At 67.8% G+C, this 17,143-nt stretch carries 12 protein-coding genes; 4 read left to right on the top strand and 8 right to left on the bottom strand.

Annotated elements, in window-relative coordinates; genetic code table 11:
- Window positions 1–4: 4 nt before the first annotated feature.
- Window positions 5–1,453 (bottom strand): aldehyde dehydrogenase family protein, encoded by a 1,449-nt coding sequence (locus VNF92_06020; GenBank protein ID HVA57427.1) that lies wholly within the window; start codon window positions 1,451–1,453, stop codon window positions 5–7.
- 221 nt (window positions 1,454–1,674) lie between these two features.
- Between VNF92_06020 and VNF92_06015 the strand changes: the two genes are divergently transcribed.
- Window positions 1,675–2,187, top strand: a complete 513-nt coding sequence (locus tag VNF92_06015; protein ID HVA57426.1) for a hypothetical protein — start codon at window positions 1,675–1,677, stop codon at window positions 2,185–2,187.
- Here VNF92_06015 and VNF92_06010 read toward each other — a convergent pair.
- Window positions 2,180–3,883: a M20/M25/M40 family metallo-hydrolase gene (locus VNF92_06010; protein HVA57425.1), complete on the bottom strand. Its 1,704-nt coding sequence runs from the start codon at window positions 3,881–3,883 to the stop codon at window positions 2,180–2,182. The two genes, VNF92_06015 and VNF92_06010, sit on opposite strands and share 8 nt — an antisense overlap.
- 36 nt (window positions 3,884–3,919) lie before the next feature.
- Entirely contained in the window at window positions 3,920–5,872 is a 1,953-nt protein-coding gene (locus VNF92_06005) for a TonB-dependent receptor (GenBank protein ID HVA57424.1), read from the bottom strand.
- A 399-nt stretch (window positions 5,873–6,271) separates the two neighbouring features.
- On the opposite strand from VNF92_06005, the gene VNF92_06000 reads away from it, so the two are divergent.
- Entirely contained in the window at window positions 6,272–6,766 is a 495-nt protein-coding gene (locus tag VNF92_06000) for a DUF2127 domain-containing protein (protein HVA57423.1), read from the top strand.
- A 38-nt stretch (window positions 6,767–6,804) separates the two neighbouring features.
- Here VNF92_06000 and VNF92_05995 read toward each other — a convergent pair whose 3' ends face one another.
- The 5 genes from VNF92_05995 to VNF92_05975 form a co-directional block, all read right to left on the bottom strand.
- Complete coding sequence (locus VNF92_05995; protein HVA57422.1) at window positions 6,805–10,047, bottom strand: CusA/CzcA family heavy metal efflux RND transporter; 3,243 nt, start codon at window positions 10,045–10,047, stop codon at window positions 6,805–6,807.
- 9 nt (window positions 10,048–10,056) lie between these two features.
- Window positions 10,057–11,286 (bottom strand): efflux RND transporter periplasmic adaptor subunit, encoded by a 1,230-nt coding sequence (locus VNF92_05990; GenBank protein HVA57421.1) that lies wholly within the window; start codon window positions 11,284–11,286, stop codon window positions 10,057–10,059.
- On the bottom strand, window positions 11,283–12,641 hold the full coding sequence (locus tag VNF92_05985) for a TolC family protein (GenBank protein ID HVA57420.1): 1,359 nt from the start codon (window positions 12,639–12,641) through the stop codon (window positions 11,283–11,285). Before VNF92_05985 ends, VNF92_05990 begins: the two co-directional genes overlap by 4 nt.
- A 664-nt stretch (window positions 12,642–13,305) precedes the next feature.
- Window positions 13,306–13,785: a DUF2231 domain-containing protein gene (locus VNF92_05980; protein ID HVA57419.1), complete on the bottom strand. Its 480-nt coding sequence runs from the start codon at window positions 13,783–13,785 to the stop codon at window positions 13,306–13,308.
- Between the two features lie 79 nt (window positions 13,786–13,864).
- Entirely contained in the window at window positions 13,865–15,343 is a 1,479-nt protein-coding gene (locus VNF92_05975) for a B12-binding domain-containing radical SAM protein (protein ID HVA57418.1), read from the bottom strand.
- A 197-nt stretch (window positions 15,344–15,540) separates the two neighbouring features.
- On the opposite strand from VNF92_05975, the gene VNF92_05970 reads away from it, so the two are divergent.
- Window positions 15,541–16,260 (top strand): hypothetical protein, encoded by a 720-nt coding sequence (locus VNF92_05970; protein ID HVA57417.1) that lies wholly within the window; start codon window positions 15,541–15,543, stop codon window positions 16,258–16,260.
- Entirely contained in the window at window positions 16,257–17,009 is a 753-nt protein-coding gene (locus VNF92_05965) for a ZIP family metal transporter (GenBank protein HVA57416.1), read from the top strand. The genes VNF92_05970 and VNF92_05965 overlap by 4 nt, the downstream gene beginning before the upstream one ends.
- Window positions 17,010–17,143 lie beyond the last annotated feature (134 nt).

Below are 17,143 nucleotides of genomic sequence, written 5' to 3'. Positions count from 1 at the left end.
GCCCTCAGGGATTGATTTGGACGGTCTTGGTTTCGGTGTAGAACTCGCGGGCCGCCGGTCCCTGCTCGCGGCTTCCGGAACTGGAACCACGCATGCCGCCGAACGGCGCGTGCGGGTCCACCCCGGTCGTGTCGCCATTCACACGCACAAGGCCCACGTTGATACGGCGAATATAGGTCAGCGCGCTCCGCACGTCGCGCGTGAACAGCGACGCGCTCAGTCCGTACACCGTGTTGTTGGCGAGCGCGAGTGCGTGTTCCAGATCGTCGGCGGCGAGCCACGCCAGCACCGGGCCGAACAGCTCCTGCTGCGCCACCGGCGCGTCGGGCGATAGTCCGCGCACGATCGTAGGCTCCACGAAGTAGCCGTGGGCGAATTCCGGCCCACCGGGAATCGGGGCGGCGACTATTTGGTCGCCGCCGGCGTTGGCGAGCGCGTGGCGCAGGGAATGTCGCGACTGCTCCGAGATGACCGGGCCCACGGCCGCTTTGGGATCGGTCACGGGGCCGATGGGCAGCCCGGCGATCTGCTGCTTGAGTAGGGCCAGGAATGCGTCCTCGACTTCGCGTGCCACGACCACTCGGCTCGTCGCCGTGCACTTCTGGCCCGCGAACCGCATGGCGCCCGCGGCGGTGAGCGCCGCGGCCTGCGCGAGGTCGGCGTCGCGAAGCACGATAGCGACGTTCTTGCCGCCCATCTCCGTCTGGTAGCGGATATTGCGATCGGCACCGGCGGCGGCGATCTGCGCGCCGACGGCCGCCGATCCGGTGAAGCTCACCCCGCGCAGTTCGGGTGCGTGCAGGAGCGTTGGACCGAGCGCCGCCCCCGAGCCCAGCACGATGTTGAACGTGCCGGGCGGCATGCCAGCCGCGTGCGCGCTCTCGGCCAGCAGCGTGGCCACGTACGACGATCCCTCGGCGGGCTTGAGCACCACCGTATTGCCGAACGCCAGGGCTGGCGCCGCCTTCCATAGTGGGATGGCGGCGGGGAAGTTCCACGGCGTGATGAGCAGCACCACGCCCAGCGGTTCGCGGAGCGAGAACTGGAGCGCGCCCGCGGTCTGCGCGGGAATCACGTCGCCCATGTTTCGGACCGCTTCGCCCGCGTAATACCGCAGAATGGCCACGCAGCGCGCCGCTTCGCCGCGCGACTCGGTGATCGGCTTTCCCACCTCGCGGGTCATGGCCAGGGCCAGCGGCTCCTGGCGGTCGGCGAGCACGGCCGCCCAACGATGCAGGTGCTCGGCACGCGCAGGCCCGGAAAGGTTGCGCCAGGCATCCAGGGCGCGTTGGGCCGCGCTCATGGCGGCGTGGGCGTCCGCAGAAATGCCGCGCGGCACGGTGGCCACGACGTCGCGAGGGTCCGATGGATTGAGATCCGAAATCCACTCGTCGCCGGTACTCGGGGTCCATACGCCGCCGATGAAGTGCGAGAGTCGAAGCGATTGCGTCATGCTCGAAACTTGCGACCCTGCGTGGCGCGCGGCAATGCCGCCCCCCCATTCACGGCCCGACGGCCGTCCACGGCGCGGGCCCGCACAAATTCCGTACGAATCTGCCGGCACCAGTCCCGCCGGCGCCCCGCGTCGGCAATATTTCAAGCGTGTCGGCGCGGGACCGGCTCGGCCGGGCGCCGGAGGTTGATACCATTTCTTGCACGTGGGAGAGGACGACCGTGATGTTCTCGCTTATTCTCATGTTGTTCGCCATGCAAGCGCCGAGAATGACGTCGGCGCAAGCCGGCACCATCGTACGGGCCGTGGCGGATCATGTGGTGCCGCACGCCGGCGACATCGGCGACGGCCCCCTCAATTACCGTCCGATCGTCTTCGATCAGACGGCGACGATCCAAGCGTTCCGGCCCTTGCTCGGGGAGTTGAAAGAGAGCGACTTCGCGCTCACGCTACCCGCGCTCCTCAGGACGCGGAGTGCGGCGATCCTGTGCGACAAGGCGCAGGAGGAGTGCACGATCACCCATGGTGGGGTGTTCTTCACCATCGACGCGGTGGATACGAAGGGCGTGCGCGAGGGCGAGTACCATATCGAGGCCTCGGTTCGCTGGGCCGACAAGGCACGGGACGGCAAGTCGCACCTGGGCGGTGTGAACTACACCCTGGTGGTCGGGCTCGTGGGAAAGAAGTGGAAGCACTGGGAAGTGCTGCGGGAGCACAAGACATTCGTCAAATAGCGCCCGGCGAGGTCGCCTTGGGCAGACGTTTGCGCGGCAGCATCCCATCGCGCTGAGCCGTGAGCCAGGCCATGGCCGCGACGATCGTCGACATCTGCTTCATGTCGCCGGGTTGCACGCGATCCACCACGTCCATGTTCGTATGGTGGGTGCGAGCCGCGTATTCCAGTCGATCCTGCACGAATTGGAACGACGGGAGCCCGAACGCCTCGAACGTTTCGTGGTCGGTGGACCGCACCGGACGCGGGCTGAACAGATCCACGCCCAGATCACGAAACGGCGCCAGGAACGCCCTGAAGATCGGGGCGACGCCGGCGTTGTCCTCCATCCAGATGCCGCGGATCTTTCCCGTACCGTTGTCCAGGTTGTAGTACGCGTCGAAGGTCTCGTACCCTGGTTCGACCTTGCCCGTGGCCGCGTCGCCAATGTGTGCCGTGGCATACGCCTTTGAGCCCAGCAGGCCCTCCTCCTCGCCGCCCCAGAGTGCGATGCGGATCGTGCGTCGCGGCTTCGCGCCGACCGCCTCGAGAATGCGCACCGCTTCCATCATCGCCGCGTCACCGGCGCCGTTGTCGGTAGCGCCCGTGCCGCCGTGCCACGAATCGAAGTGCGCGCCGATCATCACGATCTGGTTCTTCAACTGGGGGTCAGTACCCGGGATGTCGCCGACGATGTTGAACCCGCGCGGCGTGGCCTCGTCGTAGAACTTCGTGTCCACGTCGAGCCGCATCCTTACCGCCACGCCCAGGGCAAGAATGCGCACCATGCGGTTGTAGTGTTCCACGGCGAGCGTGATCTCAGGCAGTCCCCGCCCCGCGGTCGAGTCGCGCGGTCCGCCGGCCTGGACCATGAACGTGCCGCCGTCGGTGTGCTGGGCGAACCACGACAGGTCGCTGCCGCCCGTGACCGTATCGGCGTTCATTCCGCGGTCGAGCAATGCCACCACGCCTTCGTTCTGGTAGAAACGGAGCAGCTCGGCCTGGAAGCGCTGCGCCGGACCCGGCCGCCGCACCGGCGGCTTCCACCCCGGCGGCAGGGGAGTCATCATCTCGTCGATCATCTTGGGCGTGTACTCGAGCATGATCGGTCCCGTGAGCATCCGGACCGGCCGCGCGGGTTGCGTGAGCACGATCTTACCCCGCAATGCGCCATGGTACTTGGCGAAGTCCGCCTCGCTCTCGATGTCGGGCCGCACGACGTCGGCTTCCACCGGGCCGTTCGTGCCCGGCGTCCACGCCCTGGGCATGCCGATGATCGGCTGCTCCTGCGGCGACACCATCTCGGCGTAGAAGTGCACCAGCGACCATCCCTTGCCAAAGGGAAACCGCTCCTCGTGGACGTTGGACAATCCCCAAGACCTGAGGGTCTGCATCGCCCACTGCCCTGCCTTCTCGGTGGCCGGACTGCCTTCGAGCCGTGGTCCGTACACATCGGCCAGCCACTCCATGTGGTCCATGACCTGCGAGTGGTTCAGTCCGACCTCGCGGATCTTCGCGATCATGGCGGTGTCGATGGACTCGCCCTGCGCGGTGAGAGACGCCAGCGGGGCGGCCAACGCCGCACTTACGATCAGGAGGCGAGCAGTACGAAGCACAGGCGACATGGCGGGGCGCACCTTCTGGTGGAAGACGCGTGAAGCTACGGCCATTCGGTTGCGGATGTCGAGGTCCAGCACGCTCGAAATGCTGGGAATCACCCGTGCGCGGGAATCCCGTGGGCGCTGTGGGTCGTCTCAGAAGTCACATCGGACGCCGGCGTTGAATCGCCGGCCGTCGAGCGGCCCCCACGGCTCCACCGACCACTGGCCGCCGTCCCCAACGGTGGTCCTCATCAACGGTTCGAAGCTGGTCTGTCGCACGCCGGTCAGATTCTCGGCGTTCACGAACACGGTCACCCGTCCGAACCTCTGCGCCGCCAGGATACCGAGCGTGGTGTATGGCGCCGAGACGGCCCGGTAAGGATCGTCCTGGAGGGCCTGCCGGCCCGTATAGAAGATCTCGGTCGCCAGGTACGTGCCTGAGTCGTCGTCTTCAAGGGCGGCGTCGAGGCCGGCCTCCTCACGAGGCACGTACGGTGCTTCGCGCGGTCGCCCGGTGGCGGGCGAGATCTCGCGGCTGCGTGTAGCCGCGTAGTACGCCGTGACCACGAATGGGTCCTGGTTGTACACGGCGAACAGCTCCCCGCCATGCGTGCGCAGATCGCCCGCTGCGTTCACGAGGTCCACGAGCCCGCTGGTGTCGCCCGGGACCGGCCGAAGGCCGACCGGATGCCGGACCGCATCTGCGAACAACGTCCCGCTCACCTGGAGTGGTCCGTGCGACGCGGTGACGTCGAGCGATGCCGAACGCGCCCGCTCGGCTTCGAGAGGCACCGGCTCGCGCACGTGCGCGAGCCCGATCGCCTCGGTCTGATCGTTGAGCGCCGACGGCGCTGACCATCCGCCGCCCACGGAGGCCCGGACGTTCAACACGGCCGTCGGCCGAAACAGCAGCGACGCTCGGGGCGTGCAGATTGTTCCGAATACGCTCGACGCATCGCACCGCCCGTCGAGCGTGGACGCGATCCACGAGGCCGGCGCGTACGTGTGCTGGACGAAGAGGCCCGGCGTGGAGGTCGTCTGGTCCGCCCATGGTCCAGTGCGATTGGAGTACTGATCGCGTTGCCATGCGGCGCCCACGATCAGGACCTGCCGCTGCCAGACGGTCGTCCCGGACAACTCGCCGAAGGTGGTACCTTCGCGCTCTCGTTCCGCCGCGCCGTTCACCATCCGGCGACGGTCCTGCAGGTTCGCAGACGTGCGGAGGGCGAGCGAGAACCCATCCGAAATGCGCAGCTTGCCCGTGGCGCCGACATCGACATGGCGCGTGGCCAGGCTGTCACGGCCGAGGAAACCGGGAAGCCCGGTTCGACCGAACAGCGCGCCGCCGGTGCGGGTTTCGCTGAGTGCGCCAGCGGTGATCATGAACGACCGGCCGGCGCTGTCGTCGTAGAAGATGCGCGGCCGTACTTCCACGCGGCGCAGGCCTGGAACATCCGTCCACCCGTCGTGATCGGGATCGACCGTGGGCTGACGGTGGAGGCCACCAAGCACGGTCAGCCCGAGGTGCGGCGTGAGCGACCGTGCGTCGAAGACGAGAAGGTCGGCCCCGCCCTGCGATGTGCCGTTCACCAGCGCCTGCGACGTGTCGGGCGGGCGCCGCGAGACCAAGTCCACCACCCCGCCGAGCGCTGCCGGCCCGTACAGCGCCGACGCCGCGCCTTTGATCACTTCCGCTTGACGGAGATCGAGCGGTGGTTGCTCCACCAACCCGAATCCACTGGCCACGGTACCGAAGAGCGGCAGCCCGTCGTTGAGCACGAGCGTGTAGCGCCCGGGAAGGCCCTCGAGCCGGATGTTGGTGGCGCCGAGTGAAGCCGAGGTGGTGTGCATACGAACACCACTGAGCTCGTCGAGGAGCGAACTGAGATCGGCCGGTCGCATCTCGTTCTTCTCGCTGATGTCGTCGCCGCCCAACACCTCCACGCGGAGCGGTTCGTCCTCGATCCGGCGGTCGGCGCGCGTGCTGGTGACGATCACCGGCGCCACGAGTTGCGCCGTGGGTTGAAGTTCGACCACGATCGACGTATCGGTGCCGGTGGAAAGCTGAAGTGCGAGCGTGTCCGGTGTGAAGCCGAACTTCGTCACGGTCAGTTGCGTTGCGCCTGCGGCCAGCTGCAGGGTGGCACGACCAGTTGAGTCCGTGCGCGCCGTCAGGCGGCCGCTGCGCGCCAGCGATCCAGGGAGCGCTCCTCGATCACTGCGGACCGACAGCCGAACCGTGGCGCCGGGATGCTGCGCTTTCAACGCCGGCGCCGCAATCGACAGCAAGCCCGCCGCTGCGTACCACGTCAAGCCTCGCGGCCTATCCACGCCGTGCCCTCATGCCATATGGGTGCGTTCGATACCGAGATGGCGCCTCGTCGCAATGCGCGCCATGTCACATCCTAGGCCGCGCTCCTGTCAGTCCGATAACACGCCGGATCGAACGCGCGCGGGTCGGGTATGGTATTCCGCCGGCATCACCCACGAGGAGCAACCGGTACGATGACGAGCGCTCGATCCATCCCACTGCCCGTGTGGCACCGTTTGTTTCGGCTTGGCATGCTCGCCAAAGCCGTGGACGGTGTGTTGGAACTCGGTGGCGGGCTTGCCCTGCTGTTGCTGTCCCCAAGGGCGATCAATGCCATCGTGCTGTTCTTCATTCGGGGGGAACTGCGAGAGGATCCGAAAGACCTTCTGGCCAATCTATTCCTCCGGGCGAGTCGAGACGTGTTCCCCGTACAAGTCTTTGCGGGAATTGTGCTCGTCGCGCATGGCGTGATGAAGGTCCTGCTGGTGGCGGCGGTTGCGCGAGGCCACCGCTGGGCGTATCCAACCGCCATCGTCGTGTTCGGCGGATTCATAGCCTATCAATCGTACCAGATTGCCGTTCGCCCGTCGGCGTTTCTCTGGGCCATTACCGTCATCGACCTCGCGGTCGTCGCGCTCATCGCGCATGAATACCTGGCTCGCGGACGCTACGCGTCCCCGTATCGTTGACGACCGAGGAGCGTGGCGTGCGCGGGATTCGGGACCGCTCACAAGGCGCGCTCCTTCCACCAGGAATAGAGGGCTGGAATCACGATCAAGGTGAGTACGGTGCTGGAGATCATGCCACCCACCATCGGCGCCGCGATGCGCTTCATCACGCTGGCCCCGGCGCCGCTGCCCCAGAGAATCGGGAGCAGGCCGGCCATGATCGCGGTCACCGTCATCATCTTCGGCCGCACGCGGTTCACGGCGCCCTCGATGATCGCTGCGTAGAGGTCGTGCACCGTGGGAGATGTGCCGTGTGCGAGGCGTGCCTCCCATGCCTGATTGAGATAGATCAGCATCACCACGCCGGTCTCGGCCGCCACGCCGGCCAATGCAGTGAATCCGATGGCCACGGCCACCGACCAGTTGTAGCCGAGCAGCCAGACCAGCCAGAAGCCGCCGACCAGCGCGAAGGGCAGCGACGCCAGGACGAGCAGCGTGTCGCCCACCGTGCGGAAGTTGAGGAACAGCAGGAGAAAGATGATCCCGAGTGTGGCAGGGATCACGAGCTTCATGCGTGCTTTGGCCCGCTGCATGTATTCGTATTCCCCGCTCCATTCGATCCGGTAGCCCGCTGGCAGGGTGACCTCCCGTTCAACCACCCGCTGCGCATCTGCCACGTAACTGCCGATGTCGCGGCCGACCACGTCGACGTAGACCCAGGAGGTAGGAGACGCGTTCTCCGTACGCACCACCATCGGCCCGGTCTCCTCGCGAATCGTCGCGACCTCACCGAGCGGCACCTGGCCCACGCGGCCGGCCATCGTCGGAAATGGCCCTGCCGCACCGGTCAGCGCGGTTCCCAGCGCCGGGCCGGCGCTGATGCCCGTGGCCGCGCTCGCCTGATGGTCCATTGGCACGAGTACCTCCGCCAGCCGCTCAGGCGTATCCCGGAGTTCCTGCGGATAGCGCACGCGCACCGCATAGCGCTCGCGTCCCTCGACGGTCTGCGTCACGGCCACGCCGCCGATCGCGGCGGCGATCACCGTCTGGACGTCACCCACGTTGAGTCCGAGCCGTGCGGCCTTCTCCCGATCGATGCTGATGTCCAGGTAGTAGCCTGAGACCGTACGTTCGGCGAACGCGCTCCGGGTGCCGGGCACTCGTTGGACCGCTCGTTCCACGTCCTGCCCGATACGCTGTAGCGTGTCGAGGTTCGGCCCGAAGATCTTCACGCCCACCGGCGTCCGGATCCCGGTCGCCAGCATGTCCATGCGGCCCTTGATCGGCATCGTCCACGAATTGACGATCCCCGGAGTGCGTACGGCGGAGTCCATCGCGGCCACGAGCCGGTCCTGCGTCATGCCGTTCGGCCAATCTGACTCGGGCTTGAGCGTGATCGTCGTTTCCGTCATGTCCAATCCGGCGGGATCGGTGGCGGTGTTCGCTCGCCCCGTCTTCCCCCAGACGTGTACGACCTCCGGGAAGCTCTTGAGAATCGAGTCCTCCACCTGGAGCATCTCGCGGGCGCGGGCAATGCTGATGCCCGGCATGGTGGTCGGCATATACAGCAGCGTGCCCTCCCGCAATGGGGGCATGAACTCGCTCCCCATGCGCGACCACGGAATCCAGGTGAGCACGAGCACGGCCACGGCACCCGTGACGACGGCGCCCCGGTGCCGCAGCACGCCGTCGATTATTGGGCGGTATAGACGGATCAACCACCTATTGATGGGATTGGCGTGCTCGCGGTACATGCGCCCGCGAATGAACAGCCCCATGGTGACCGGCACGAGGGTCACCGAGAGCAGGCTGGCCGCCGCCATCGCGAAGGTCTTGGTGAAGGCGAGCGGGCGGAACAGCCGCCCCTCCTCGCCCTGCAGGCTGAATACGGGGAGGAACGAGACCGTGATGATGAGCAATGAGAAGAACAGCGAGGGCCCGACCTCGCGCGCCGCATCGAGGGCCACCTGCCAGCGCTGGGCCGCGGTGAGGGACCGCGTGTCGAACGTTCGCCCGCCGTCTGCGCTCTCGGACGGAGCGGCGCGTTCCAGATGCTTGTGCATGTTCTCGATCATCACGATCGCCGCATCGATCATTGCCCCGATGGCGATGGCGATGCCGCCGAGACTCATGATGTCGGCGCCGACGCCGGCCAGCCGCATGGCGATGAATCCGAGCAGGATCCCCACGGGCAGGGTCAGGATGGCCACGAGCGCCGATCGCACATGTACCAGGAACAGCACGCAGACGAGCGCGACGATGAGCGATTCTTCGAACAGCTTGCTGCGCAGCGTCGCGATGGCGCGTTGGATGAGATCGCTCCGGTCGTAGACGGGAACGATGACGACTCCGGCCGGCAGCGTCTTGGCCACTGCGGTCAGGCGCTGCTTGACGGCGCGGATCGTGGTCAGCGCGTTCTGCCCGAAGCGCATGATCACGATGCCGCCGACCGCGTCCCCGCGGCCGTCGAGGTCGGCAATCCCGCGGCGTACCGCCGGCCCGATGGACACGTGGGCCACATCGCGCACCGTGATCGGCGTCCCGTTCGCGGTGGCGCCGACGTCCACGTCCTCGATGTCGGCCACGGACTTGAGGTAGCCGAGCCCCCGCACCATCTGCTCGCGCTCCGACAGCTCCATGACCATGGCACCGACATCGCCGTTGGCGTTCCGGATGGCATCCATCACGCGCGTGATGGGAATGCCGTAGGCGAGGAGCTTGGCGGGATCCACGTCCACCTGGTACTGCTTCTCGAAGCCGCCCACCGACGCGACTTCAGCGACCCCCGGCACGGCGGTCAGCGCATACCGGATGTTCCAATCCTGCAGGCTGCGCAGATCCGCGATCGAGAGCCGGCCGCTGGTGTCCTCGAGCGCATATTGGTACACCCATCCCAGCCCCGTCGCATCGGGCCCGAGCATGGGGGTGACGCTGGCCGGCAGCTTGGCCTTGATGCCGTTCAGGTATTCGAGCACGCGCGTGCGGGCCCAGTACAGATCGGTGCCGTCTTCGAAGATCACGTACACGAACGAGACCCCGAAGAACGAGTACCCGCGTACCGTTTTCGATCCGGGCACTTTGAGCATCTCGGCGGCGATCGGATAGGTGACCTGATCCTCGACGATCCTTGGTGCCTGACCGTCATAGTCGGTCTGCACGATCACCTGCACGTCGCTGAGGTCGGGAAGCGCGTCGAGGGGCGTCCGTTCGAGCGCCCAGATTCCGAGCGCCACCGCGGCGACCGCTCCGAGGATGACGAGCAGCGGGTTGCGCACCGACCAGCCAATGATGCGAGTCAACATCGTCGTCTCCTAGTGGTGGCGACCGGTGGTCGGTTTCGGCGGCGCCATGTCCATGCCGGGCATGCCGCCCATGCCACTCATCGCCTCGGCGAGATTCGATTCCGCATCGATGAGGAAGGTGGCGGACGACACCACCGTATCGCCCATGGCCAGCCCGCGCAGCACGGCGATGCGGTCATCCCCGGCCATGCCGAGCACCACCTCCCGCGGTTCGAGCATGCCGTCTGGACGCTTCACGAACACGATGTTGCGTTCGCCCGTCGAGAGCACGGCGTTGCGCGGCACGCTCAGGGTGTTCGGGGATTCGCGCGCGGCTGCCGTGAGCGTGGCGTACATCCCGGGCTTGAGCTCGAGGCCTGGATTGGCCAGCGCCACGCGCACCCGGGCCGTCCGCGTGTCGGGATTGATGGTGGGATCGATGAAGGTGATGCGTCCCGTGCGCACGGTACCCGGCAGTGCCTCGAAGGTCGCGTGCACGCGCTGGCCGAGGCGCACGGCGGGCAGATCGCGCTCGAACACCTCACCCTGGATCCAGACCGTTCGCAGATCGACGATCTGATAGAGCGCGTCCCCAGCCGAGATGCGCTGACCCGCCACGACGGCCTTCTGCACGACCACGCCCGTTACCGGTGACCGCAGCGTGAGCGTCTTTCGCACCACCCCGGTCGACTCGACCTGTGCGATCTCCGCGGCGGGAATGTCCCAGTACGCGAGGCGCCGCCGCGCGCCTACGAGGAGTTCTTCGGCCCCGCGCTGCGCATCGGCGGTGCCGTGCCGCACGCGATCGCGGAGGTGTCGGGCGAGGACGAGTTCCTCCTCCGCGGCCACCGCCATCGGCGCGTAGATCGTGAGGAGTGGATCGCCACGTCTCACCGTCTGCCCCGTGTAATTGACGAACAGCGAGTCCACCCACCCATCCAGCTTCGGCGCGATGGTGGAGACGGTCTCCTCGTCGTACGACACCTGCCCGACCGTGCGCACCTCGCGCACGACCGGGTCCATGGTGACCGGCGCGTAGGTCACGCCGATGCGGTGGGCTTCGGCAGACGAGAGCATGACCGCCTGCCGGCCAGCCGTGCCGGCGGAGTCGGACCCCGTCACCACTGGTGCCGCCTGGGATTCCGGGCGCCGCCCGGCGAAATGCGCCACCACGGCGGCGCCAGCGACCACCAGAACACCGCCCGTCCAACGGAGTATCGAATCGCGGCGCGTGTGGCGCCGTCCAAGAACTTCGGTCATCGATCACCTCCGGCCGCCGCGGCGGCCGTGGAGTGTGCGTTCATGAGGGGGCGAGCGACGAGGGCTTCGAGCCGGGCCCATGCCTTGCCTTCGTCGGCTTCGAGTTCGTGCACCGCCTGGTCGTATCGGTTCACGGTCAGCTGATCGTCGAGGACCGTGAGAAAGTCGACTTGGCCCACTCGGTAACTGGCCAGGGCCGACGTGGCCGCCGCATCGGCCTCGGGGAGCACGGTGTTCCGGTAGAGCGCCGTGAGGCGGCGGGCGCGGACGAGCTCGGCGTAGGCCGTGATCACCGCGGCGCGCGTGTCGGCTTGCGTTGCGCGAAGTTCGGCGCGGCTCATCGCCGCCATCGCCGCCGCCGCATCGCGGGTGCCGCCCTGACGGGCGTTCGCGAACACGGGGATCGAAGCGGCGATCATGGCGCTTCCCATCAGATTCCCGACCCCGCCCGCCTGGCGACCGAGTTGCATGCCGACGGTGATGTCCGGCCAGACGTTCCGCGCCGCCAGATCGCGTTGGCGTTCCGCGGCGGATACGTCGGCCGCGCCCGCGCGCAGTTCCGGGCGATCGCGGAGCGCGAGCGAAAGGACCGAATCCACGGAGGGGACCGTGGCGGGAAACGCGGGAAGGACGGGCGTGCCGAGTGTGCTGTCGGCGGCGCGGTCGAGTTCGGCGTCGAATCGGGCCGCTGCGGCGCTCCGCATGGCCACCATGCGCAGCGTGTCTTCCGCCATTCTCGCACGTTCGACCTGCGCGCGCAGGACGTCGGGCTGGCTCGCCTCGCCCACGCGGTACATTGCCTGCGCGGTGTTCTCGATGTCGCGGAGCAGCGCGAGCGTGCGACGGGCCACCGCCAACTGCGCGTCGGTCTGATACAGATCGTAGAATGCGCTCGCGAGATCGACGCGCACCGTCCAGAACGTCGCGTCGGCCCGGTCACGGGCGGCGTCGCTCTGCGCGCGCGCCGCTGCGCCCGCGAGACCGAGCTTGCCGGGAAGTGGAATCACCTCCATGACCTGCAGCTGCGCCATCGAGAGCGGCGCCATCGGTCCGAGGCCCGGCAGGGAGTAATTCATGAAGCCGAATTGGACCTGTGGATCGGGCAGAAGTGAGGCCGACCGTACGGTGGCGGCGCTCGCGGCCGCCAACGCGCGGGCGGCCACGATGCGAGGACTGGCTGCGTCGAGTTGGTCATACGCGTCCCCTAATCGGAGGGCGGGCCCCGCGGGCGCGGCTTGCGCCCCGGCCGCGCGCGGCGCGAGCAGCACGGCGGCGCCGGCGGCCGCGCCAGTGATGCGGGCCGCGCACGTGGCGCAGCGGGCACGGCGCGCTATGCGCCGCATGATCGCTTCCATGTTCGTCTCCCAATGGCGCGCCGATCGATGACCGGAGCGCGTCCCCATGGGCCGCGGGCGCGGAATGCGCCGCGGCGGTGCGTATCAGATGGGTGGGATCAGCTTCGCGGGGGGGGCGGTTCCGGCCCGCGCGCGACGCTCCGCGGAGTCGTGATCACGACGAGGCAGGAGTCGACCGCTGGCACAGGAGCGGCCGGAAGCTGCACGGCCGATGCGGCCATGACCGGGATGCCGCACGACGCCATGCTCCCGCATTCGCTGTGCGACATCGACTGCGAACACGGGACGGGCTGATGCGTTCCGGTTCGGGCGGGCATGTGGTCGTGCGGCGAAGCGGGCGCCATCGTGGCCATCGGGGCCATGTCAGCATTGCCACATTCGCACGGCCCGGCTCCCGTCATCGTTCCGAACTGGGCGAAGACGAGCGCCATCGTGACCGCGAACGCGCGAAAGCCCTTGGAGGCCATGTCCGAATATAACGGGAGGCTTGTGGAACCGCGCCGTCTGGATTCCGCCCCCTCGTCGTCCGGCATTTCCGTACGCGGGTCGAATCCCAGCGGCGATCGGAGTTCAGCTTCTTCTATAGACTAGCGCGCATGACGGTATGACGCGCGCGTGCACCTCGGCGCCGGCAGGTGTTCCGCGGCCAACGCCGCCATCGCGCTCAGGGCGCCGACGGTGCCCTGAGCGTCTGCAGCACCGGCGCATCGTACACGATGATCCCGCCGCGGTACGCGGCATACGAGACGAGGGAGGCGCCGACGAGCGCCAGGATCAGCACGAGCTCCCGCAGCCACGCCGGCAGCGCCATCACCTCACGGGCGCGCGCACTCCACCAGGCGTAGCCCGAAATCACGCCGGCGACCAGCAGCGCCCAGAGCGCGGCGTAAGCAGCGGACGAATGCGCGCCGATCGTTCCGCGCACCACGAACGCGCGTTGCCGAATCTCATCGGACGCGGACTCGCCCGTGAGGATCGCCACGCCAGCCGCGATGGCGGCCAACACCATCAGGATCAGCCCTGCCCGCCAGTAGAAATCGCGTCGCGTGACGGCCCCTACGGCGAGGGATGCCATCCCGACGATACTCAGGACGACCGGAAAATGGTTGACCATCAGGTGCAGGTGCGCGGCGTCGAACGGCATGGCCTCTCCTGGTTGGGCGCGATTGCCCCTTACATCCTAGGAGTCTTCGGCGCAGGTCGCCAGGCGGAGGCTGGGCGTTCTACCGGTTCACCCCTTCGCTGATCAGGCGAAAGTGGTAGCCATAGATGGCGAGGGTGACGGCATGCGGGAGCAGCCGGGGACGCCGTAACAGCGTCCAGCCGAGGAGCCGCCAGTATTGGAGGCGTTCCCGTCCCAAGACGCCGAGACGGGCCGTCGACCGGAAGAAGGCGAGCACGCGTTGGGTGTCGAGTCGCGGCCGAACGGCGGGCGCGCGATACTCTCGCAGGAAGGTCCGCACGCGAGCATAGTAGTGCTTGGGCTCGTAGAGTTGCCCGATCAGCGCGCGGTAGTGCCCCCGCAGCGTGTTGAGGCCCATCACCGGCAGGATGTTCGTGGTGCCGTCCACGTTGTCTCCGCTCATCGCGTCCGTGATTCTCCCTTCGAGTCGCATGCGCTCGAAGAGCCTCGTGCCCGGCGGCGCTTGCAACATGCCGACCATGGCCGTGACGATGCCGCTGCTCTGGATGAACTCGGACAGTCGCCGGAACGACGACGGAGTGTCACTGTCGAACCCGACGATGAACCCCGCCTGGACCGCGATTCCCGCGCGCTGGATCCGCTTCACATCGGCCACGAGATCGCGCGCGAGGTTCTGCTTTTTCCGGCACTCGGCAAGGGCGGTTTCGTCCGGGGTCTCGATGCCAATGAACACGGTGTCGAAGCCGGCGTCCGCCATCAGGTCCAGCAATTCCACGTCATCGGCGAGGTTCATCGACACCTGGGCGTTGAACGGGACGTGGGGGTGGCGGCCGCGCCATGCGATCAGGGCGGGCAGGAGCTGCGCCTTGGCATCGCGCTTGTTGCCGATCAGGTTGTCATCTACGAAGAACACGCTGCCCCGCCAGCCGAGTTCGCTCAGCCGATCGAGTTCCGCGATCACCTGCGGGACGCGCTTGGTCCGGGGCCGGTGGCCGAGCATCGCGGTCACGTTGCAGAAGTCGCAGTCGTACGGGCAACCGCGGCCGTACTGGACGCCGACGCTGGCGTAGCGCGAGAGATCGGCCAGCTCCCAGAGCGGCATGGGCGTCGTGGTGAGGTCGGCGAACTCGGGCGCTCGGTACACCCGCTGGGCGCACCCCCGGATGAGGTCCTCCAGGAATGGGGGCAGCGACACCTCGGCCTCGTCGAGCACGAAATGGCTCACGCCGTCGAACTGCTCGTATTCGATCGTGAACAGCGGCCCGCCGGCGACCACCGGGAGGCCCGCCGCGTTGCAGCGCGCGATGACCGCGACCGCGGAGGCACGCTGGACGACCATCCCACCCACGAAGGCGTAATCGGCCCACGCGAGATCGGCATCGGTGAGCGGCGCGACGTTCAGGTCCACCAGACGCTTCTCCCACTCGGCGGGCAGCATGGCGGCCACCGTGAGCAGCCCGAGGGGCGGATGCGAGGCCCTGCGCCGGATGAACCGCAGGGCATGGGTGAAGCTCCAGAACGTTTCGGGGAACTCTGGAGAAATGAAGAGGACTTTCACCGCGAACCGTCCCGTGAACGAGGAATGCCAGAAGCGACCATGATCGTTGCCGCGCCGTAGCGCCATCGCACAATAGGGAGAAGCCCTACGGACCCGTCCCCTGCACCGCAATCTCGGGATTCTCGACCCCTCGCGTGGCCGCGTGGCCAGCGGGACCCTGGGCGGCGCGGCGGCGAATTCGCCTTATCTTGTTCGCGGTGCTGCCGACCATCACTGTCCTGCGACTCTCTGCCTGGGCGTCTCTCGCCGCGCTCGCGGCGGCGCCGGGTCCCTTCCTGCTCGGCGCACGCCCCGTGCGCCGTACCGCCCATCTCGGCATCTACAGCGCGCTCGCGGCTGGCGCGATGCTGGGCGTCGGCTACGCGTTGATGAGCGTCGGCCTGGCGCACGACGGAACTGCCGCGACACTCGGAGCGGTGGCCGGGGTCGCCGCGAGCTACGCGTCGCATCTCTGGCTCGGGCTCGGCACCGGCCAACAGGTGCTTCGCCCGGGGCGCGCCGTGGCGGCCAGCGCGCTGCACGCGGCCCCGGAAGGCGTCGCGATCGGCGCCGCGATGGCGGTCGACCTGCGGTTCGGGCTATTTCTCGTCGGCACGCTTGCCGTGCACAACGTCTGGGAGAGCGAGGTCCTCGGGTCGCTCCTGCTCGCGCATGGCCGTTCTCGGTCCGCAGCGGGCGCGCTTGGCGTTCTGACCAATGTCCCCCAGGTGCTGTTGGCCGTCGCGGCCTTCGCGCTGGCCGTCGATGTCCCGGTGGCCGGCGCCCCCCTCCTCGGCTTCGGGTTTGGTGCGCTCACCTATCTCTGCCTCGCCGAGTTGCTCCCTGAAAGCTACCGATCCACCGGGCGCACGAGCATCGCGGTCGTGGTGAGCGTGGCCGCCGGCGTCGTCGCCCTGCTCGGGGGGCGCATCGCGTGAGCGCGTGGATGGCGGCGAATCCCACGGCGCACGTGTTCGTCTTTGCGCTGCTCACCGCGCTTGCCACGTCGCTGGGCGCTTTGCCGTTCCTCTTCATTCGCACGGTATCGGCCAAGGGCATGGCACTGGCGAACGCGATCGCCGCGGGTCTCATGCTCGGGGCCAGCTTCGGCCTGCTCGTAGAAGGTACGCGCCACTCCGGCTGGGCGACTTTCCTCGGGACGAACTTTGGCGTCCTGTTCATCCTCGTGACCCAGCGTCTGCTCGGCGGGAACGAGCACGAGGCTGAGTTCCTCGGGGTCCGAGGCGCGGGGGCGCAGCGGATGTTGCTCGTGATCGTCATCATGACCGTGCACTCCTTTGCCGAAGGTGCGGCAGTGGGCGTGTCGTTCGGTGGGGGGACCGCGCTCGCCGCCGCGATCACCCTTGCCGTGGCGGTGCACAACATTCCCGAGGGGCTCGCGATCAGCGCCGTCATGCGACCGCAGGGAGCGAGCCTGCTGTCGTGCGCCTGGTGGAGCCTCTTCTCGTCGCTCCCGCAGCCCATCGCGGCGGTGCCGGCCTTCCTCTTCGTGGCCCACATCCACGCGGCGCTTCCGTACGGTCTTGGCTTCGCCGCCGGCGCGATGCTCTTCATGGTGCTCGTGGAGCTGCTCCCGGAAGCCTACCAACAGGCGTGGTCGCGCACAGTGGGCCTCGTCACGGCGCTCACCCTCATCGCGATGTTGGTCGTCCAGCGCTATTTCTGACTGCCACCTGTGCGCCGGAGCGCGAGCAATCAGTCGCCAGCCATGCGACCTGATGCTCAGTGACGACGCGCACTGCGCCGAATCCGGAACATCAGCGATACTTCCCGTGTAAGCGGACCAGCGCCGGGTTCAAG

The sequence above is a fragment of the Gemmatimonadaceae bacterium genome, from assembly GCA_035533015.1.
GTDB lineage: Bacteria > Gemmatimonadota > Gemmatimonadetes > Gemmatimonadales > Gemmatimonadaceae > JAGWRI01.
The sequence above is the reverse complement of the archived record's forward strand: the minus strand, read 5'-3'. Positions and strand labels throughout refer to the sequence as shown.

Excerpts from the sequence above, each read along its gene's own strand:
- VNF92_05990 (HVA57421.1), bottom strand. The coding sequence starts at position 11,286 with ATGACCGAAGTTCTTGGACGGCGCCACACGCGCCGCGATTCGATACTC.
- VNF92_06000 (HVA57423.1), top strand. The coding sequence starts at position 6,272 with ATGACGAGCGCTCGATCCATCCCACTGCCCGTGTGGCACCGTTTGTTT.
- VNF92_05985 (HVA57420.1), bottom strand. The coding sequence starts at position 12,641 with ATGGAAGCGATCATGCGGCGCATAGCGCGCCGTGCCCGCTGCGCCACG.
- VNF92_06020 (HVA57427.1), bottom strand. The coding sequence starts at position 1,453 with ATGACGCAATCGCTTCGACTCTCGCACTTCATCGGCGGCGTATGGACC.
- VNF92_05980 (HVA57419.1), bottom strand. The coding sequence starts at position 13,785 with ATGCCGTTCGACGCCGCGCACCTGCACCTGATGGTCAACCATTTTCCG.
- VNF92_05995 (HVA57422.1), bottom strand. The coding sequence starts at position 10,047 with ATGTTGACTCGCATCATTGGCTGGTCGGTGCGCAACCCGCTGCTCGTC.